The 16853-nt window shown below is 72.3% G+C and carries 15 protein-coding genes; 4 read left to right on the top strand and 11 right to left on the bottom strand.

Annotation, left to right across the window (positions count from 1 at the left end; all coding sequences use genetic code 11):
• Nucleotides 1-137: 137 nt before the first annotated feature.
• The 3 genes from ACIBP6_RS12790 to ACIBP6_RS12780 are packed head-to-tail and all read right to left on the bottom strand — an operon-like array spanning nucleotide 138 to nucleotide 3939.
• Nucleotides 138-1172: a B12-binding domain-containing protein gene (locus tag ACIBP6_RS12790; protein ID WP_397051661.1), complete on the bottom strand. Its 1035-nt coding sequence runs from the start codon at nucleotides 1170-1172 to the stop codon at nucleotides 138-140.
• Nucleotides 1169-2734, bottom strand: coding sequence for a PP2C family protein-serine/threonine phosphatase (locus ACIBP6_RS12785; protein ID WP_397051660.1), 1566 nt, complete (start codon nucleotides 2732-2734; stop codon nucleotides 1169-1171). Before ACIBP6_RS12785 ends, ACIBP6_RS12790 begins: the two co-directional genes overlap by 4 nt.
• Nucleotides 2735-2790: 56 nt before the next feature.
• On the bottom strand, nucleotides 2791-3939 hold the full coding sequence (locus ACIBP6_RS12780; protein ID WP_397051658.1) for an FAD-dependent oxidoreductase: 1149 nt from the start codon (nucleotides 3937-3939) through the stop codon (nucleotides 2791-2793).
• A gap of 218 nt (nucleotides 3940-4157) precedes the next feature.
• Here ACIBP6_RS12780 and ACIBP6_RS12775 point away from each other — a divergent pair, with 218 nt between their 5' ends.
• A complete protein-coding gene (locus tag ACIBP6_RS12775; RefSeq protein WP_397051656.1) occupies nucleotides 4158-5573 on the top strand; it encodes an MFS transporter in 1416 nt (471 codons plus the stop codon).
• Here ACIBP6_RS12775 and ACIBP6_RS12770 read toward each other — a convergent pair.
• Both ACIBP6_RS12770 and ACIBP6_RS12765 read right to left on the bottom strand, forming a co-directional pair.
• Entirely contained in the window at nucleotides 5570-6364 is a 795-nt protein-coding gene (locus ACIBP6_RS12770) for a maleylpyruvate isomerase family mycothiol-dependent enzyme (RefSeq protein WP_397051655.1), read from the bottom strand. The two genes, ACIBP6_RS12775 and ACIBP6_RS12770, sit on opposite strands and share 4 nt — an antisense overlap.
• Before the next feature lie 97 nt (nucleotides 6365-6461).
• Entirely contained in the window at nucleotides 6462-7094 is a 633-nt protein-coding gene (locus ACIBP6_RS12765) for a hemerythrin domain-containing protein (protein WP_397051653.1), read from the bottom strand.
• 47 nt (nucleotides 7095-7141) lie between these two features.
• Here ACIBP6_RS12765 and ACIBP6_RS12760 point away from each other — a divergent pair, with 47 nt between their 5' ends.
• Nucleotides 7142-7741 (top strand): TetR/AcrR family transcriptional regulator, encoded by a 600-nt coding sequence (locus ACIBP6_RS12760; RefSeq protein WP_397051651.1) that lies wholly within the window; start codon nucleotides 7142-7144, stop codon nucleotides 7739-7741.
• A gap of 145 nt (nucleotides 7742-7886) precedes the next feature.
• Here the strand turns inward: ACIBP6_RS12760 and ACIBP6_RS12755 are convergent, their stop codons facing one another.
• Nucleotides 7887-8594, bottom strand: a complete 708-nt coding sequence (locus tag ACIBP6_RS12755; RefSeq protein WP_397051649.1) for a MerR family transcriptional regulator — start codon at nucleotides 8592-8594, stop codon at nucleotides 7887-7889.
• 166 nt (nucleotides 8595-8760) lie between these two features.
• On the opposite strand from ACIBP6_RS12755, the gene ACIBP6_RS12750 reads away from it, so the two are divergent.
• Nucleotides 8761-9846 (top strand): PrsW family intramembrane metalloprotease, encoded by a 1086-nt coding sequence (locus ACIBP6_RS12750; RefSeq protein ID WP_397051647.1) that lies wholly within the window; start codon nucleotides 8761-8763, stop codon nucleotides 9844-9846.
• Nucleotides 9847-9969: 123 nt separating this feature from the next.
• Here ACIBP6_RS12750 and ACIBP6_RS12745 read toward each other — a convergent pair whose 3' ends face one another.
• From ACIBP6_RS12745 to ACIBP6_RS12725, 5 genes are all read right to left on the bottom strand, one after another.
• The gene (locus ACIBP6_RS12745; protein WP_397051645.1) at nucleotides 9970-10788 is read right to left on the bottom strand and encodes an alpha/beta fold hydrolase; all 819 of its coding nucleotides are present in this window, start codon (nucleotides 10786-10788) and stop codon (nucleotides 9970-9972) included.
• Nucleotides 10789-10867: 79 nt separating this feature from the next.
• Nucleotides 10868-12514: an ABC-F family ATP-binding cassette domain-containing protein gene (locus tag ACIBP6_RS12740; RefSeq protein ID WP_397051644.1), complete on the bottom strand. Its 1647-nt coding sequence runs from the start codon at nucleotides 12512-12514 to the stop codon at nucleotides 10868-10870.
• A 202-nt stretch (nucleotides 12515-12716) separates the two neighbouring features.
• Nucleotides 12717-13556, bottom strand: coding sequence for an alpha/beta fold hydrolase (locus ACIBP6_RS12735; RefSeq protein ID WP_397051642.1), 840 nt, complete (start codon nucleotides 13554-13556; stop codon nucleotides 12717-12719).
• Between the two features lie 35 nt (nucleotides 13557-13591).
• A complete protein-coding gene (locus ACIBP6_RS12730) occupies nucleotides 13592-14614 on the bottom strand; it encodes a P1 family peptidase (RefSeq protein WP_397051640.1) in 1023 nt (340 codons plus the stop codon).
• A 46-nt stretch (nucleotides 14615-14660) separates the two neighbouring features.
• Nucleotides 14661-15488 (bottom strand): hypothetical protein, encoded by an 828-nt coding sequence (locus tag ACIBP6_RS12725; protein WP_397051639.1) that lies wholly within the window; start codon nucleotides 15486-15488, stop codon nucleotides 14661-14663.
• Nucleotides 15489-15688: 200 nt separating this feature from the next.
• On the opposite strand from ACIBP6_RS12725, the gene ACIBP6_RS12720 reads away from it, so the two are divergent.
• The gene (locus tag ACIBP6_RS12720; protein WP_397051637.1) at nucleotides 15689-16843 is read left to right on the top strand and encodes an FAD-dependent monooxygenase; all 1155 of its coding nucleotides are present in this window, start codon (nucleotides 15689-15691) and stop codon (nucleotides 16841-16843) included.
• Nucleotides 16844-16853: the final 10 nt, after the last annotated feature.

Below are 16853 nucleotides of genomic sequence, written 5' to 3'. Positions count from 1 at the left end.
CCATTAAAGGACGGTATGTCGCGCGCTATGTCGTCGCTATGGCGGGGGCCACTGCTTGGCGTGTTGTTGACGCCTCGATGGGGCAAACGTGTCTGGCAGGCGATGTCCCGGCAGGGCGGCGGCAAAGCGGGCCGCGCTCACCGGGTCCCGGCGCGCAGCGCCGCCCGGGCGCGTTCCAGCATCTCGCGGGCCTGGGGGAGATCGGGCAGGCGGCCGGCGATCGTCCGCAGGCCGGCCGACAAGGCGCCCGCAGGGACGCCGCGTGAGGTCAGCACGCCCGTCATCCAGCCGGTGAAGGACGTGAACAGCTCCGGGTCGGCGACGTAGAGCGCGGCCCGCAGGAACTCGACGATGTGCGCGACGTCCTCGGCGGTGCGGTTCCGCTGCTCGCTGGTGTAGCCGGCCATCTCGGGGACGCGCCGGGCCAGGTCGGCCATGACGTTCCGTACGAGGTCCGGCGCCCGCTCGGTGAGGACGGTGTACTCGTGCCCGGGCAGATGCGGCGGCCCGGCCTCCGGCCGGTGCGGCCGCAACCCCTGGGCCAGCAGGTCGGCGGCGGCGCGGGCGTCGGGCGCCCAGGCGTCGGCCCCGAGCAGGCGGGCGTAGCGGCCGTCCGGGCCGAACGCGGCGCCCCCGGCCAGCACGGGCGCGCCGGTCGACTGGCACGCGGTGATCGCGGTGTGCGCGGCGGGCAGGCGGACGGCCAGCGAGCTGGACAGCGCCACCGCGTCGGGCGCGATCCTGTGCAGGTGCGCGATCAGGTGCGGCGTCGGCACCTGCGCGCCCAGGTAGTCCACCCGCCACCCCCGCAACCGCAGCACCTCGGCCAGCAACCGCGCCGGGAACGCATGCCACTCCCCGTCCACACAGGCCACCACGACCCGCCCCCGCCCTCCGGACGAGCCGATGTGCGTTCCGGCGGAAGGGTGGTGGGCCAGGATGGCGAGGACGCGGTCGTTGACGGCGGTCGCGGTGTGCTCCTGGGCGACCGTGATGCGGTTGGCGGCCCATTCGCGGCCGGCGCGCGCCTGCACGGGCGCGACGACGTCCAGCAGCACGCTCTCCATGGGCACGCCGGCGTCCAGCGCGGCCAGCACCACGTCGGCCGCCGCGTACTCGTCGCCGGCGATCGCCGCCGCCCACAACGCCTCGACGCGCTCCTCGATCCTCATGTCCGCTCCCCCCGGGGCGCGCTGATCGCGACGATCGCCATGTCGTCGTGCTCGCCGCCGCCCACCCACTGCGAGGCCAGCATCTGGACGCGTTCGGCCACGGCGTCGGCCGGCATCCCGGCGCAGTGGCGCAGCTTCTCGCACAGCCGCTCCTCGCCGAAGAGCTCGTCGCCGCACGGGCCGCCCTTGGCCTCGATGATGCCGTCGCTGTAGAGCAGGCACGTCTCGCCGGGGTCGAGCAGCACCTCCTGCGTCGAGCTGGTGATCGAGCCGATCAGGCCGATCAGCGTGCCCGCCGCCTCGACGGCCTCCACCCGCCCGTCGTTGCGCAGGATCAGCGGCGCCGGATGCCCGGCGCTGGTGATCCGCAACGCGACCCGCGGACCGCTGGGCGCCACGGACGCCAGCACGAGCGTGACGAACCGCGTCGGGTTCTCCCGGGCGAGCAGCACGTCGTTCAGCCGCTCCAGCACCCGGTGGTGGTCGTCGGCCATCGGCAGCAGGGCGTGCAGGGTGTTGCGGATCTTCCCGGTGAGCACGGCGGCCTCCAGGCCCTTGCCGGCCACGTCGCCGAGCACCACCAGCGCCTCCCGCCCGGAGCCCGCGGCGGGGTGCACGTCGTAGAAGTCGCCGCCGACCAGTTCGGCCACCCCGGCCGGACGGTAGCGGGCCGCCACCTCGGCCCCGTTCACCCGCAGCTCGACGGGCGGCAGCAGCTCGGCCATCAAGGTCTCGGTGATGGCGGCCTGCTCGGTGTACAGGCGGGCGACGGAGATCGCCGCGCCCGCCCAGGCGGCGAACAGCCGCGCGAACACCTCCTCACGCGGCGCGAACCCCTGCTGCCGGCGCCGCCGCAGCAGCACCAGCGCGCCCGCCGGCAGCCCGTGCCCGGGCAGCGCCATGACCACGGCCGACCCGATCGCGCCGAACTCCTCACGCAGCACCCAGCCGGGCGCCCGCGCCGGGTCGATCCAGCGCGCGGGCACCGGCGGGAACGCCCGCAGAGCCCCGTCCAGCCCCGGCACCGTACGCACGTCGACGCCGAGGTCCTCGCGGACGATCCTGCCGTGCGGGTCGCAGGCGGTGACCCGGTGCCGCCGGCCCGCCATCGGCATGATCACCAGCGCCGCGTCGGCGAGGTGCCGCGCCGCCAGGCGCGCCGCGGCCTCCAGGCAGCGGTCGAGGTTCAGCGACGAGGTCAGCTCGCGGGAGGCCTCGACGAGGAACCCGGTCCACTGCCGTTCGGTCCGCAGCGCCTCGGCGGCCCGCCGGTGGCCGGTGACGTCGAGCAGCCACCACACGACCCGATCGGCGTCGGCGTGCAGCGGATGCGCCTCGAACACCCGATCGCCCACCGGCCCGTGCGCCGGCCCGGCCCCGGGCCTGGCGCGGCCGCTCGCGACGGCGCGGTGGGCCTGCGCCAGCCATGCCGGGGCGGCGCGCGCCAGCGGCACCCCGGGGGACGCGCCGGTGAGCAGTTCCTGGGCGGCGTCGTTCAGCCGCTCGACGACGCCCGCGGCGGTGACGTCGAGCATCGGGTACGGCGCGTCTTTGCCCACCACCCCGACCTACCCTGTCCCGAACCCCCGTTTCCCCCTTTTACCGCTTTTTCCGGTGCTCAGAGCCGGTCGCTGACTCCGCGGATCAGCATCCCGAACGACCATGTCGCCAGGCGGTCCGGCAGGGCGGCGGCGGCGCGCAGCGCGGGTTCGCTCTGGAACAGGGTCCGCGGCCCGGCGGTGGCGACACCCCGGGTGGCCGCCTCGGAGGCCAGCGCCGCCTGCCACCTGCGGCTGCGCTCGTATTCCCGCAGCGCCGGACCCGGATCCGACCGGGCGAGGCCGCGCAGCAGCGTGGCGACGTCCTCCAGCGCCTGGCCGGCGCCCTGCGCCAGGATCGGGGGCATCGCGTGCGCCGCGTCGCCGATCAGGGCGCACCGGCCGCGCCGCATCCGCAGCGGGGCGTGGTGCCGGCGGTGCGGGAAGAGTTCCAGGTCCTGCTCCGACAGCGCCGCCAGCAGGTCGGGGACGGGGGAGGCCCACGCCGCGTACCGGCTCCGGAGGGCGGCGAGCGCGCGGCCGGGGTGCTGGTGCTCGGCGCCTGGCCGTGAGCGCAGGTCGATGAGCCACTGCAGCAGGCCGTCGCCGGCCGGGCTCAGTCCGACCAGACCCTGGCGGCCGATGAACAGCAGGCCGCGATGGCCGAGGTCGAAGGGCGCGCGGATCAGGCCCTGCCAGGTGGCCGCGCCGGTGGGGCGGGCGTGCGCGCCGTCGCCGGAGCCGAAGAGCGCCGCGCGCACCCGGGAGTTCACGCCGTCGGCGCCGATGAGCAGGTCGCCGATGTGCTCCGCGCCGTCCTCGGTCCCGGCGCGCACGGACCGGCCGTCGTCGTGCAGGCGGGTGAGGGCGGCGCCGTACCGCACGGTGCCCTCCGGGAGGCCCTCGGCGAGCCGGGCCAGCAGCGACCGGCGGGGGACGACCAGCACCGGGGCGCCGAAACGGGCCTCCAGCCGGCCGGTGTCGACCACCATCAGCCGCCGCCCCCGCGCGCTGCTGACGTGCAGCGCCTCGATGCGCCGCCCCAATCCGTCGAGCCGCACGCCGAGATCCGCCAGTACGGCCGTGCCGTTGCTCCAGAGTGTCAGCGCGCAGCCGCTGTCGCGCGGCGCCGGCGCCCGTTCGAGCACGGTGACCTCGTGCCCGGCGTCGAGTAAGCCCCGGGCCGCGGCCAGGCCCGCGATCCCGGCTCCTGCGATGAGAACACGCATCCACATTCCTCTACTTCGAGTAGTACTACGGCAAGTAGAGCATCTGGTGGGCTCCGGTCCAAGACTCGCCCCTCCGTAATGTGCGCGTTATCACACCGTCACATTTGGCCCCTGGTGCATCCGGGTGTGATGTACGACACTCGCTCTAGAACTGTGTTTTAGAACACAGTTCTAGAAGTCTCATGCCGTCACGGGGATCACCACAGCGGAGGAGAAACATGGTCAAGGCCGTCAGCCGCGAACGCCGCAGACTCGGATCCCCACCCCCCGACGGCATCAGCCCCACCGATCCCAACCCCTTCGGATGGGGACCCTTCATCGTGCTGTTCATCGTCGGCATGGTGGACCGCATCGAGGCCAACCTGATGTCCGGCGTGCTGCCCCTGGTGCAGGCCGAGTGGGGGTTCAGCGACACCGCGGCCGGATCCATCCCGACCGCCTCGGCCCTGGCCGCCGCCGCCGTCGCGCTCCCGGCCGGCTATCTCGCCGACCGCTACAGCCGTACCCGGATCATCGCGATCGTGGTGTTCTGCTGGGCACTGGCCACCCTCGGCTCCGGCCTGGCCGCCGGGTTCGCCATCTTCTATCTGATGCGCGTGCTGCTGGCCGCGGCCGAGAACATCGACAACCCCGCCGTCGGCAGCCTGCTCGCCGACTTCTACCCCGCCGCGACCCGCATGCAGGTGTACGGCTGGACCCGCATGACCACCTACCTCGGCGGCGTCGGCACCCTGCTGGGCGGCGTCATCGGCCAGGCGTTCGGCTGGCGGGCGGCGTTCCTGCTGATGGCGATCCCGGGCGCGCTGACCGCCTTCCTGGTGTGGCGGCTGCGCGAGCCGGAACGCGGGGTGATCGACAGGATGATGGCCACCGCCGCGGCCGGGAAGCAGGAGCCGGCGCAGGCCCCGCCACCCGGCGGGATGGTGCCGCCGCAGCCCGGCCCGATCGACGCCGACCCCGCCCCGGAGCCCGGCACCGCCGTGAAGCCGCCGTTCTGGCCGCAGGTACGCGAGGTCCTCGCCATCCGCACCCTGATCATGGTGTCCCTCGGCGTGATGATCCTCACGCTCGGGCTCGGCGGGGTCTACTACTGGCTGCCGTCCCTCCTCGTTCGCACCTTCGGCCTGGGCGCCGGAGCGGCCAGCAGCCTCACCGGCGCGACCACCATCATCGCCGTGGTGACCGGCACCGTGGCCGGCGCCCGCATCGCCAAGCGGCTGCACGGCCGGGTCAAGGGCGGCCGCCTGCTGGTCGGCGGCACCGGCATCGCCGTCGGGTCGGCGCTGCTCGGCTGCGCCCTGCTCATGAACTCGCCGTACACCATGGTGCCCCTCGTGTTCCTGGCCGCGGCGATCTCGTCCACCGCGATCCCGACGTGCACGGCCTCCATCGCCGACGTGGTCGGCGCCAAGTCGCGCGGTGTCGGCTTCGCCGTCCTGCAGTTCCTGCTCACCCTCGGCGCCGCGTTCGGCCCGCTCATCGTCGGCATCTCCTCCGACGCCACCGGCTCGCTCATCACCGCCATGTACGTGCTGATCGTGCCCATGGTGCTCGGCGGTCTGGTGGTGCTGGCCTCCCGCGGCTTCTACGAGAAGGAGGCGGCCCGCGTGCTGGAGCAGGCCCGCGACTCCTAGAACCCGGGGAAGACCCGGCGCAGGTCGTCCACGGTGACGCCGTCACCCGTGAGGCTCACCGTGGACGGCGTGTGGTCGGGGGAGTGGCGGCCGTAGACCAGGCGCACGAACCACTCGGCGGGCGCGGTGAGCACGGCGTCCGGCTCGGCCGGGACGTCGCCGATCCGCACCGCCTCGCCGACCTCCAGCCCGAACGACCGGTCGGGCGACGTGGTGCGCACGGCCACGGACGCCCGCCGCCCGCCCAGCCCCTCCGGCTTGGCGGCGAACCCCAGCATGCCGCCGACCTGGTCGAGCAGCAGCTCGGCGGCTCCCGGGGCCAGCGTCGCCGCCGGGTCGAAGGCCACCTTGACGTCCCAGGCGTGGTTGGCGAACTCGCTCAGCCGCATCCCCGTCAGCGAGGCCAGGCTCACCGGCTCGGTGGGGAACCACAGCTCGATCCGCAGCTCCTCACGCGCCCGCGCGTCGAACTCCGCGAAGCGGCGCAGCAGCGCCTCGTTGGCGGTGCCGAACGCCCGCGCCCGTTCGGCGGGCGGCATGGCGTCCCAGCGGGCCCAGACGCCGCGGATGGCGTCCATGCCGGGGGAGCCGGTGCCGTTCGCCGCGCCGTCGATCGCGGCCAGCATGATCTCGGCTCCGCTGCCCAGGTGGCTCAGCACCTGAGACACGTCCCACTCGGAGGCGCCCGACGGCCGGATCAGGTCGTCGGGGCCGAACCCCTTCGCCATCGAGGCCAGCTCGTCGAACTCGGCGCGAAGTTCGCGGATCGTCTGTTCTGCCCGGTCGGTCATGGTGATCTCCTGTCCAGCGATCGAGCCGCCGTGATCTCGGCGCGCCGACGGCAGGCTACTTCCCCGCCCGCCCGTCGCTCCACCCCGCCTCCGGGTTTCAGCTCGCCGCCCGGAGCACGCGCAGGTCGGTCTCCGCCTGCGCGCGCATGAGCGGCACGGCCGCGCGGGCGGGCTCGGGCAGCCCGGCGAGCACCAGCTCGACCTCGCGCGGGTCGCCCACCAGGTCGAAGAAGCCGATCAGCAGGTGGGCGGCGTCCATCGGCGAGGTGGCGATGACCTGGCGCGAGAACTCCGCCCAGTCCTCGGCCGGCATGTGGGCGCGCAGCGCCGCGAACAGCAGCGGCTCCTCGTGCTCCAGGTGGCGGTGGACCAGGTCGCGGACGGCCGACGCGGCTTCCGCCAGCTTGGCGCGGTCGCCGTCGTCCTGCGCCGGGGCGGCGGCCAGGGCGTCGAGGGACGCGTCCAGCTGCTCGTGCTCCTCGGACAGCCCGGCGAGCCCGGCCGCGACCTGCGCGTCGGCGGCCGCGAGCCGCGGCCACAGCAGGTCGTCCTCGCTCTCGTGGTGGTGATGCAGCTGGGCCACCAGGAAGTCGCGCAGCACGGCGACCGCGGGGAGCGGGACGCCGGGGCGCCGCGCGGCGTCCGCGAGCAAGGACGTGGCCTCGCGGTGGAAGTCGTGGGTGAGCCGCGTCTCGATGATCGACATGGGCTCGGTGCGGGCGTTGCTCATGGTGGTTCCCCCGAATCACAGATAATGACCAGGCGTACATTAGCGGCATGACCTCTGCTCCGGACGCGACACCCCCCGGCGAGCCGGCCCGCAGCCGCAGGCGCGATCCGGACGCCCACCGGGTGGCGATCCTCGAGGCCGCCCGCGAGGCCTTCGCCGAGCGCGGCTACGCCCGCGCCACCATCCGCGACATTGCCCGCCGGGCGGGGGTCACCCACGGGCTCGTCATGCGCCACTTCACGTCCAAGGAACGCCTGTTCCTGTGCGCCGTGCCCGGCACCCGCGACATCGACGAGGTCGTCGCGGGCGACCCCGCGTTCCTGCCCGAGCGGGTGGCCGGGGCGTTCGTCGCGCGCATGGAGACGAACGCCGCCGACGACCCGTTCGTGGCCCTGGTCCGCAGCGCCGCCTCCGACGAGCGGGCCGCGATCGACCTCTACACCGCGATGCAGCGGCGCAGTGTCGCGGCATACCGGACGGTGCTGGACGGCGACGACGTGGACGTCCGCGTGGACCTGATGGCCACGCAGCTGATCGGCGTGGCCTTCAACCGCTACATCGTCAGGGCCGGCCCGCTCGCCTCGATGACCGCCGCCGAACTGACCACCCACCTGTCCCGCGTCCTGCGCCGCATCATGTTCGACTGACCGCCGGTACCCCCCGGGCAAACACGGGCCACTGGCGTGCGCTTTCGGAGGATCGTGCACCGAGGAAGCGGGAGATCGATGAGCACGGTGGCGCCGCGTAAGGCGAAATCGAGCGGCGTTCCCGGTGTCCGCCGGTGAAGACGGCTCAGATCAGACGTGCCGATTTCCAGATGCGTACGAACACGTCGAGCTGCGCCGGGTTGTAGAGATCGCGCAACGCTTCGACGATGGTGCCGGCTGCCGCTCGCTCGACGGTCCGTGGCGGCGCCGGGTGCTTGTCGACCAGCGCGAGCATCTGCGGAGCGATGCGTCGGGCGAGCCGTTCGCGTGTCTCCTCGTCGGCATCAGGCGGGAGCGCGTCGAACTCGCGGGTCGCGTCGTCCGGCTCGTAGTCCTGCAAGAGAGCTTGCCAGTGCGGTGAGTTGTCGTCGTCGATCACGTGGGAGATCACGGCGAACAACGACCGGTCCGCCGGTGACAGCCGGGCGGCGGTCGCCGGAACCGACAGGTCGAAAGGGAGATCGGTCGGCACGGGTCGACGTCGCAGCCTGGCGATCTCCTCCCGCGCCTCCTCCAGCCGCGTGATCGTAGCGGCGAGTTCCGCATCCACTGCGCGCAGGGCCGCTTCGAGATGCTCGGAGTCGTCGTCCATCGCCGCGATGGTCGCGAGTGTGAAGCCGAGCCCGGTGAGACGGCGGATCTGCAGCAGCCGCACCAGATGCTCGGTGCGATAGACCTTGTAGCCGTTCGGCAGCCGTTCCGGTTCGTCGAGCAGGCCGATCTCGTGATAGTGCCGCACGGCTCGCAGGGTCGTCCCGGCGAGCCGCGCGATCTCCCGCGTGCTCCAGCCCATGCGGCCCCTCCCGTCCGCGCCTCGCGACCGTCGGGCTTGAGTATGCCGCAACGGCACGGTGTCTCCTGAAGGCCGGCCGCGTACGGCGGCGTCGAGATGAGGAGAAGGAACAGGAATGCGAGCGTTCTTGAGATCCGAGCGACGGCGGATGTGGATCCTCTGGCCCGTGCCGGCAGCTGCCGCATGGCTGGCGGCCGTGGCCTGGGTGGCCGGCCAGGTCGGGTGGGAAGGGGTGGCCGTCGGCCTCGTGCTGTCCGCCCTCGTCGCTGTCCCGATCGTGGGCGCGTTCCTCTGGCTCGACCGCTGGGAGCGCGAGCGTCCGCGCCGCCTGGTCTCGGCGTTCGCGTGGGGTGCCTCGTTCGCGGCCTTCTGCTCGATCTGGTCGCAAGAAGGGCTGCAAGCGCTCGCCGACACCACCATGGGTGCCGACTTCGGCGCATGGTTCCGCCCGCTGGTGATCACCCCGGTCACCGAGGAGGTCCTCAAGGGCCTGTTCCTGGTGTGGCTGCTGATCTGTCGCCGCGAGCAGATCACCGGTCTGCTCGACGGTGTCGTCTACGCCGGACTCGTCGGCGCGGGGTTCTCGTTCACGGAGAACATCCTCTACTTCGGCCGCATCATCACGACCTTCGCCGCGTCGGACGCGTTCGACGCCATCGCCCTGCTCGGGGCCAGTTTCTTCCTGCGCGTGGTGATGGTGCCGTTCTTCCACCCGCTCATGGTCGCCGTGTTCGGACTCGGCATCGCCGCAGCCGCGAACAAGCGCGGCCGAGGCGCACGCGTGGGACTCGCCCTTGCCGGGCTGCTCGTCGCGATCGTCCTGCACGGCGCATGGGATTGGGCGGGGCTCGCCGGGAGCGATCCGTTGCTGATCTTCAAGATCTACGGAGCCGTGATGGTGCCGGTGTTCCTTGCGATGCTGGTCGTGGCGCTCGTCCTACGCAACCGCGAGGGGAAGATGATCGTCGCGGCCCTGCCGGCTCTCGCACGCGACGGACACATCGCTCCGGAGGAGGTGGCGCTCCTCGCGAACCTCGCGGAACGCCGCCGCTGGCGGCGAGACGTACGTCGCCGCTCGGGCCGAACCGCCGCGCGTGCCACGGGCCGCTACCAAGCCGAAGCGAGCGCGCTCAGCATCCGGACGATCCGCGCACAGACCACTGCCGACCGGGACGGGGTCGACGAGCGAGCACGGGCAACGGCCGCCGCCAGGGCGGACATGCTCGACGCGCTCGCGGGATCCGTCCGGTGAACGGCTCTGTCCCATCCGGCGGTGACGCAGGCCGAGAGGACGCGGTGACGGAGCCGGTCGGGACGGCCGGCGTCGCCCTCGCGTGGGCGGCGATGGGAGCCGGTGAGGCGGCCGGGCCGGGCGTCACCGGCGGCCGGCGACGGGATGGTGCTCCCGCAGGAACTCGAGCAGGATCCGGTTGAACTCCGCAGGGTTGTCCTGGTTGGCGTTGTGGGCGGCGCGGGGGATGACCTCGTAGCGGCAGTTCGGGTCCCTCGCCGCCCATTTCGGCGCCGTTGTCGCGATGTTCCCCGTCGTGTCGTGCTCGCCGTGGGTGAGCAGCAGCGGCTGCTCGATGGTGTAGCCGGGCCGCGGCCGTACGGCTCCGGCGACCGCCCGCCACACCTCGAGGAACTCGCGCCGGGACAGCCGCCCGATCGCCTCGTACGCGTAGGCGCGGGCCCGCGGCGTCTCGGCCGTCCTGGCGGCCATCCGGCGCCGCAGATCCCCGAACGGCCACGCCGCGAACCACCAGGGCGAGCTCTTCAGCGCCCACGCCTCCCAGCGGGCGACGGGCATGGTCGTGCACGTCGACCCGATGACGACCAGGGCGCCGACCCGCTCGGGCCGGCTCAGGACCGCCTCCTGGGCGACATAGCCGCCGAGCGACTGGCCGATGAGGCAGACCGGCCGGCTGACGCCTGCCTCGTCGAGCAGCGCCAGCAGGTCGCCCGCCAGGTCGGCGATGGTCAGCGGGGTCTCACCGAGCGGCTTCGACTCGCCGTGACCCCGCAGGTCCCAGGCGAGGGTCCGGTAACCGGCCTCGGTCAGGACGGGCACCTGGGGATCGAACATGCGGTGGTCCATCGTGGCGCCGTGGGTGAGCGCCACGACGGGGCCGTTCTCCGGCCCGTTCCACCAGTACCGCAGGCGCGACCCGCCCCGCTCCGAGACTCCCGCCACAAGGCCTCCTGACCGGATGACTGATGATGAAAATCAGTCAACCACAAATTACTGATCTACATTGTAAAGGCGCTGGGCCTCACGGATTCCTCGAAACGGTCGTGACCGGCCATCCGGCGAGGTCGGCGAGCAGTTGGCGGTCGTGCGTGGCGACGACGACGGCCGCGGGTGTGGTCCGCAGGGCGTCGGTGAGCTCGTCGACGAGCAGGGCGGACAGGTGGTTGGTGGGTTCGTCGAGGATGAGCAAGTCAGGCCGCTGAGCCAGGCACAGGGCGAGGTGCAGGCGGCGTCGCTGCCCGTGCGACATGCGCCCGACGGGGGTGCGCAGGGCCTCGGCGTCGAGCAGGCCCATGGCGGTGAGGGATTCGGCGTCTTCGGGGGCGTGCCCGCGGTAGACCTCGTGCGCCTGCAGTCCGGCCGGCCACGGCGGCACCTCCTGGGAGAGATGGGCGATCGTGGCGCCGGCGGAGCGGCGTACGGTCCCGCCGGTCGGCGTGAGCTCGCCGGCCAGGAGGGCGAGCAGCGTGGACTTGCCGGCGCCGTTGGGCCCGGTGACGAGCAGCCGGTCGCCGCCGTCGAGGTCGAGGGTGATCGGGTTGTGCAGGCGTCCGGTGACCGTGACCTCGTCGCAGCGCACGATCGGCGTCCCGGGACGGGTCCGCAACTGCGGCCAGCGCAGGGCCGGCGGGGGAGGGGGCACGGTCACGCGGTGCTCGTCCAGCTGCTGCTGCCGCCGCTTGAGGTTCTGGACGACCGCGGGCGCGTGCGACTGGCGTTGGTGCTTGCCGGTGCCCTTGTCGGGTCGCCATCCGGTGCTGAGCCGATCGCGGGCCTCGTGCACGGCCTGGGTGAGCCTGGTGTGCTCGCCCTGCTGGGCCTCGTGGTCCTGGGCCCAGCGTTCACGTTCGCGGCGGCGGCCCTCGTGCCAGCCGGAGTAGCCTCCGGCGTAGCGGCGAGGACGGTCGTCGCGGCTGGGGTCGAGATCGAGGAACTCGTCGGCGACCTCGCGCAGCAGCGCGCGGTCGTGGGTGACGATCGCCAGGCCGCCCGCGCGGGAGCACAGGTGGGCGGCCAGGAAGTCGAGGCCGTCGGCGTCGAGGTGGTTGGTGGGTTCGTCGAGCAGCAGGAGATCGTGCCCGCCGCCGAGGACGCACGCCAGGCGTACGCGGTAGCGCTCGCCGACGGAGAGCGTGGCGAGCTCCCTGTCGCGGTCGGTGCAGGCGCGCAGTCCGTCGAGGGCCAGGTCGATGCGGCGTTCGGCGTCCCAGGCGTCCAGGCGCATGGCGGCGTCGAGGGCGGTGGCGTAGAGGGTGTCGGCGTCCGCGTCGCCGTTCTCGAGCCCGCTGGTGGCCCGGTCCAGGGCGTGCAGGGCCAGGTGCGCGGGGCGCAGGGACTCGGCGACGAGGGTGGCGACGGTCTCGCCGTCGTGGGCGGGCAGGGTCTGGTGGACCACGCCGATGGTGCCCGCGCGTTCGACGTGTCCGTCGTCGGGGGCGAGGTCGCCGGCCAGGACGCGCAGCAGGGTGCTCTTCCCGCGGCCGTTCTCGCCCACGATGGCCGTGCGCGAGCGGTGGGAGATGGTGGCGTCGGCGTCGGCCAGCACGAGACGTCCGCCGAGGACGACGCGGATGCCGCGGGCGCGGATGTGCGCGCCCGCGCCGGCGGGCAGGCGGCCGGTCAGGGTGAGGTCGGTGAGAAGTTCACGGGTCGAGGGAGTGGTTTCCACGGTGCGCTCCGCAGCTCGTTCCGGAGCCGGGCAGCACGAAGCTGCCGCCCGGCGATGATCAGCCGGGACGGCGGGCACGTGACAAGGAGTGCTCGGTGCCGCGCCGTCAGGCGCGGCTGCGAGGCCTCATGAAAAAGACGCATCGACCATACATGCGCATGAATGTATCAGCCTGCCGCGAAGGGCGCGTACCGCGAGGGCGTCACGTAGCGGACCAGAACCGGTCCAGTTCGTCGCAGATGAAATCGGTCTGCTCCTGGAACACCCAGTGGCCGCACTGTTCGATGACCCCGCCCCGCGCGTTCGTCGCGATGGCGTTGGCGCTGTCGATGCAGTGGGAGCCGAACGACGTGCGGCCGCCCCACGCCAGCATCGGCACCGTCAGCTTCTCGGCGGTGAGCTCCTTCGTCTGCTCGGCCATCTGCGGGATGTAGCCGTAGAGGTTGAGGCTGGCGCGCAGGTTGCCGGGCTGGCGCATCTGGATGGCGTACGCCTGGATCTCGGATTCGGGCACCGCGGTCGGGTCGTAGGCGAAGTCGCGGAAGAAGTGGCGCAGGTACTGCTCTTCGCGTCCCTCGACCAGGAAGCGGGTGATGTCCATGTTCATGTGCATGCCGAGGTGCCAGTACGCGACGCGCGGGTCGACGTAGCCGGGGTAGTCGAGGCCGAAGAAGGGCGTCTCGATCGTGGCGAGCGACAGGGCGCGGCCGGCGGCCAGGTAGGCGAGCGCGACGGCGGGCGGACCGCCGAGATCGTGGCCGAGGATGTGGAACCGCTCCACGTTCTCGGCTTCGAGCAGGCCGAGCATGTCGGCCGCGATCGTCTTGGGCTCGTATCCGCTGAACGGTTTGTCGCTGTCGGCGAAGCCCCTGAGGTCGGGGGCGATGAAGCGGTAGCGGTGGGCGAGCCGTTCGATGAGGATCAGGTATTCGCGGTGGGTTTCCGGCCAGCCGTGCAGGCACAGGACGACCGGGCCCGATCCGGCGGTGACGTAATGGAGCCGGACTCCGTTGGTCTCGGCACGATGGTGTGCGACGTCCATCCGATTCCCCCTGCACCGAGCTGCTGCCCCCGCCTCTACCCGTCCGTGCCGGGGCGAATCGGGAGCCGGTCGTAGGGGACCGCGTGGCTGGTGTGGCCGTGGACGCCGGTGGTCGTCGTCGCGGTGAACAGGGAGTTGAGCAGGGACTCCTCGACGGCGTCCATGACGGCGGCGAAGACGGGGTCGAGCCGGTCGTCGGGCAGCGGCGGGCGTCGTGGCGGCGCGGTGGTGAAGGCGATCGCGTAGTCGCCGCTCCCGTGGGCGTACGACGCTCCGACACGTCCCATGGCGAAGATCGCCCGGCGGGCGAGGCGGCCGAGCCGGCGGGCGTCGAGCGGGGCGTCGGTGGCGACCACGATCATGCACGAGTTTCCTGGCGGCTCCTCGTGCCGTACGCCCGGCAGGACCTCCTCCACCGGCATCGGCGTGCCCTGGACGGTGAGCACGCCGCCGAAGTTCGCCTGGACGAGCGCCCCGACCGTCACGGGGACGCCGTCGGCGACGAGCCGCCGCGACGAGGTGCCGATCCCGGCCTTGTAGCCCAGGGCTGTCGTGCCGGTGCCGGCTCCCACGCAGCCTTCCGCGGGGAGCCCGCCGCAGGCGCCTTCGAGGGCGTCGAGGACGTGCTGCTCGGTGATGGGCCGGCGCCGGATGTCGGACAGGAACCCGTCGTTGGTCTCTCCCACGAGCGGGTTGAACGACAGCCCGTCCGGGCGGAGCCTCATCAGGTACGTCAGCACCGCGTCGGCCGCCCGGAACACCGAGAGCGTGGCCGTCAGCACGATGGGCGACTCCAGCACGCCGAGCTCGTCGACCTGGGTCGAGCCGACGAGCTTGCCGTACCCGTTGCCGGTGTGGACCGCCGCCGGCAGCCCGAGCCGCGGGGGGACGACGGCGGTGACCCCGGTGTGCAGATCGGCGCCGTCGTCGACGGTGGCGTGCCCGACCAGCACGCCGTCGACGTCGGTGATCGCGTTGAGCGGCCCGGTGGGCAGCGCCCCGGCGACGACGCCCAGCGAGCGGGCCCGGAGGCGTCCCTGCGGGGCTGCGTCGGTCATGGCGTTCCTCGTTGCTGTCGGTGGTGCGGCGCCACGACGATAGCGGTCAGCTCCAGACGCCGGGCACCTGGCGTGGCGCCTTGTCGCCGAGCTGGTCCCGATCGATCACGTCGCCTTCGAGGGGCAGCAGGATGGTGACCTGGCGGCCCCACCCGGAGTAGCGGGTGTCGGACTCGACGCGGAGGGAGCCGTCGCTGGAGGGCAGGACGGCCTTGGCGGCGACCCGCTCGACCAGGCCGTCGCCGCTGAACCAGAGGGTGTAGGAGACGTTGGCGGCCTTCGACGGCTTACCGAAGCGGGAGGCGAACGAACGCGACACCTTGGCCAGCTTGTCCGCCCTGATGGTGCCCTTGAGCACTCCGTCGCTGGAGGAGGTGCGGGAGATCAGCAGGGCCTTGAGCGTGCCGGGCTCCAGGACTTCGAGCAGCATGTTGCTGGCCGGCAGGTCGGTGTCGCGGTAGCGCACCCAGCTCGTGTCCTGGGGCAGGGCCTCGTCGACGACGGGCCCGGAGACGTAGTCGTCGCCGGCGGAGGAGATCGTCCTGACGGGCGTCTGCTGGAGTTCGGCGTCGTCGCCGAGGCCGAGCTTCTTGGCGCTGCTGATCGCCGTCTTGCTGTACCGCAGGGTCTGGGACAGGTCGGAGGCGATCTCGCCTCGGGGGCCGAACCCGATGGTGCCGTCCATGCCGGAGGTGAGGGAGACGCCGTGGCCGTAGTCCGCCTTGACGGTGGCGACGATGTCGACGGCCTGGCCGCGTACCAGCGCGGTCTTGAGTGCCTTGACCGGGTCGATCTCGGGTGCTGCCTGCGCGGGGGTGGCGTTGAGCTGCACCAGGCCCGCGACCACGGCGACACCGACGATGGTTCGCTTCATGGGATTCCTTGGATGGTCTGGAAAGACGCGAACAATCTTGTGCATCTAAGATCAACAGTCAAGCCGAACCATGAAAGCCGGTATTTCCCTATAAGGCCCTCGACTTGGCCATCTCCTGACCGGCGGCTCAACGGAGCCGGCAACCTTCGCTGCTACAGTCTGTTACATATTGTCGCAATGTGTGATGGTGGGGAGCTCCAGTGAAGATCTCCTGTGTCGGCGGCGGACCGGCCGGTCTGTACTTCTCGATCCTGATGAAAGGGGCGGACCCGTCCCATGACATCACCGTGTACGAGCGGAATCCGGCCGGCTCCACGTACGGCTGGGGCGTGACCTACTGGGCCGAGCTGCTCGACGCCCTCTACGACAGCGACCCGGAGTCCGCGTGCGCCATCAGGGACGCCTCCGTCCGCTGGGAGACGTGGGGGATGCACCTGCAGGACCGCGCGGTCGTGACGGTGGAGGGCTGGGACGACGGCTTCGGCATCGGCCGGCACGAGCTGCTCCGTATCCTCACCGAGCGCGCTTACTCCCTCGGTGTGCGCATCGAGTTCGAGCACGAGATCACCGACGAGACGGAGCTGGCCGGCTCGGATCTCGTCGTCGCCGGTGACGGCGTCAACAGTGTGCTGCGCGAGCGGCACGCCGGCCACTTCCGCCCGCGCTTCGCGGCCGGGCGCAACGTCTACACCTGGCTCGGCACCACCAAGGTCTTCGAGTCCTTCCTCTTCGCCTTCGTGCCGACGGAGCACGGCTGGATCTGGTGTTACGGCTATCCGTTCAGCACCACCCACAGCACCTGCGTCGTCGAGTGCCCGCCGGAGACCTGGAGGGGGCTCGGTCTGCACGAGATGAACGACGCCGACTGCCTGGGCCTGCTGGAGAAGCTGTTCGCCGACGTCCTGGACGGGCATCCGCTGATGAGCGGGGGGCAGGGCGGCGCGCGCTGGGTGCACTTCCGCACCCTGACCAACCGGGCCTGGTACCGCGACAACATGGTCCTGGCCGGGGACGCCGCGCACACCACGCACTACTCCATCGGCGCCGGCACCGCCCTGGCCCTGGCCGACGCCGCCTGCCTGGCCGGTGCGCTGATGGAGGACCCGCGCGTCCCGGTGAGCCTGCGCCGCTACGCCCGTACACGCCGATCCGCGGTCCGCGTCAGCCAGAAGGCGGCCCGCTACAGCGCCCGCTGGTACGAGAACCTGCCGCGCTACATCGACCTGCCACCGCGGCAGCTCGTCATGCTGCTCGGCCAGCGCCACTCCCCGCTGGTCGCCCACCTGCCGCCGCACCTGTACTGCCGCGTCGGCCGGCTGATCGACACCCTGGCGTCACTGGGCAGGCGCGGGTAGGCCGGAGCGG

Origin of the sequence: Nonomuraea terrae, from assembly GCF_044465245.1 — a bacterium.
Classification (GTDB): domain Bacteria; phylum Actinomycetota; class Actinomycetes; order Streptosporangiales; family Streptosporangiaceae; genus Nonomuraea; species Nonomuraea terrae.
The sequence above is the reverse complement of the archived record's forward strand: the minus strand, read 5'-3'. Positions and strand labels throughout refer to the sequence as shown.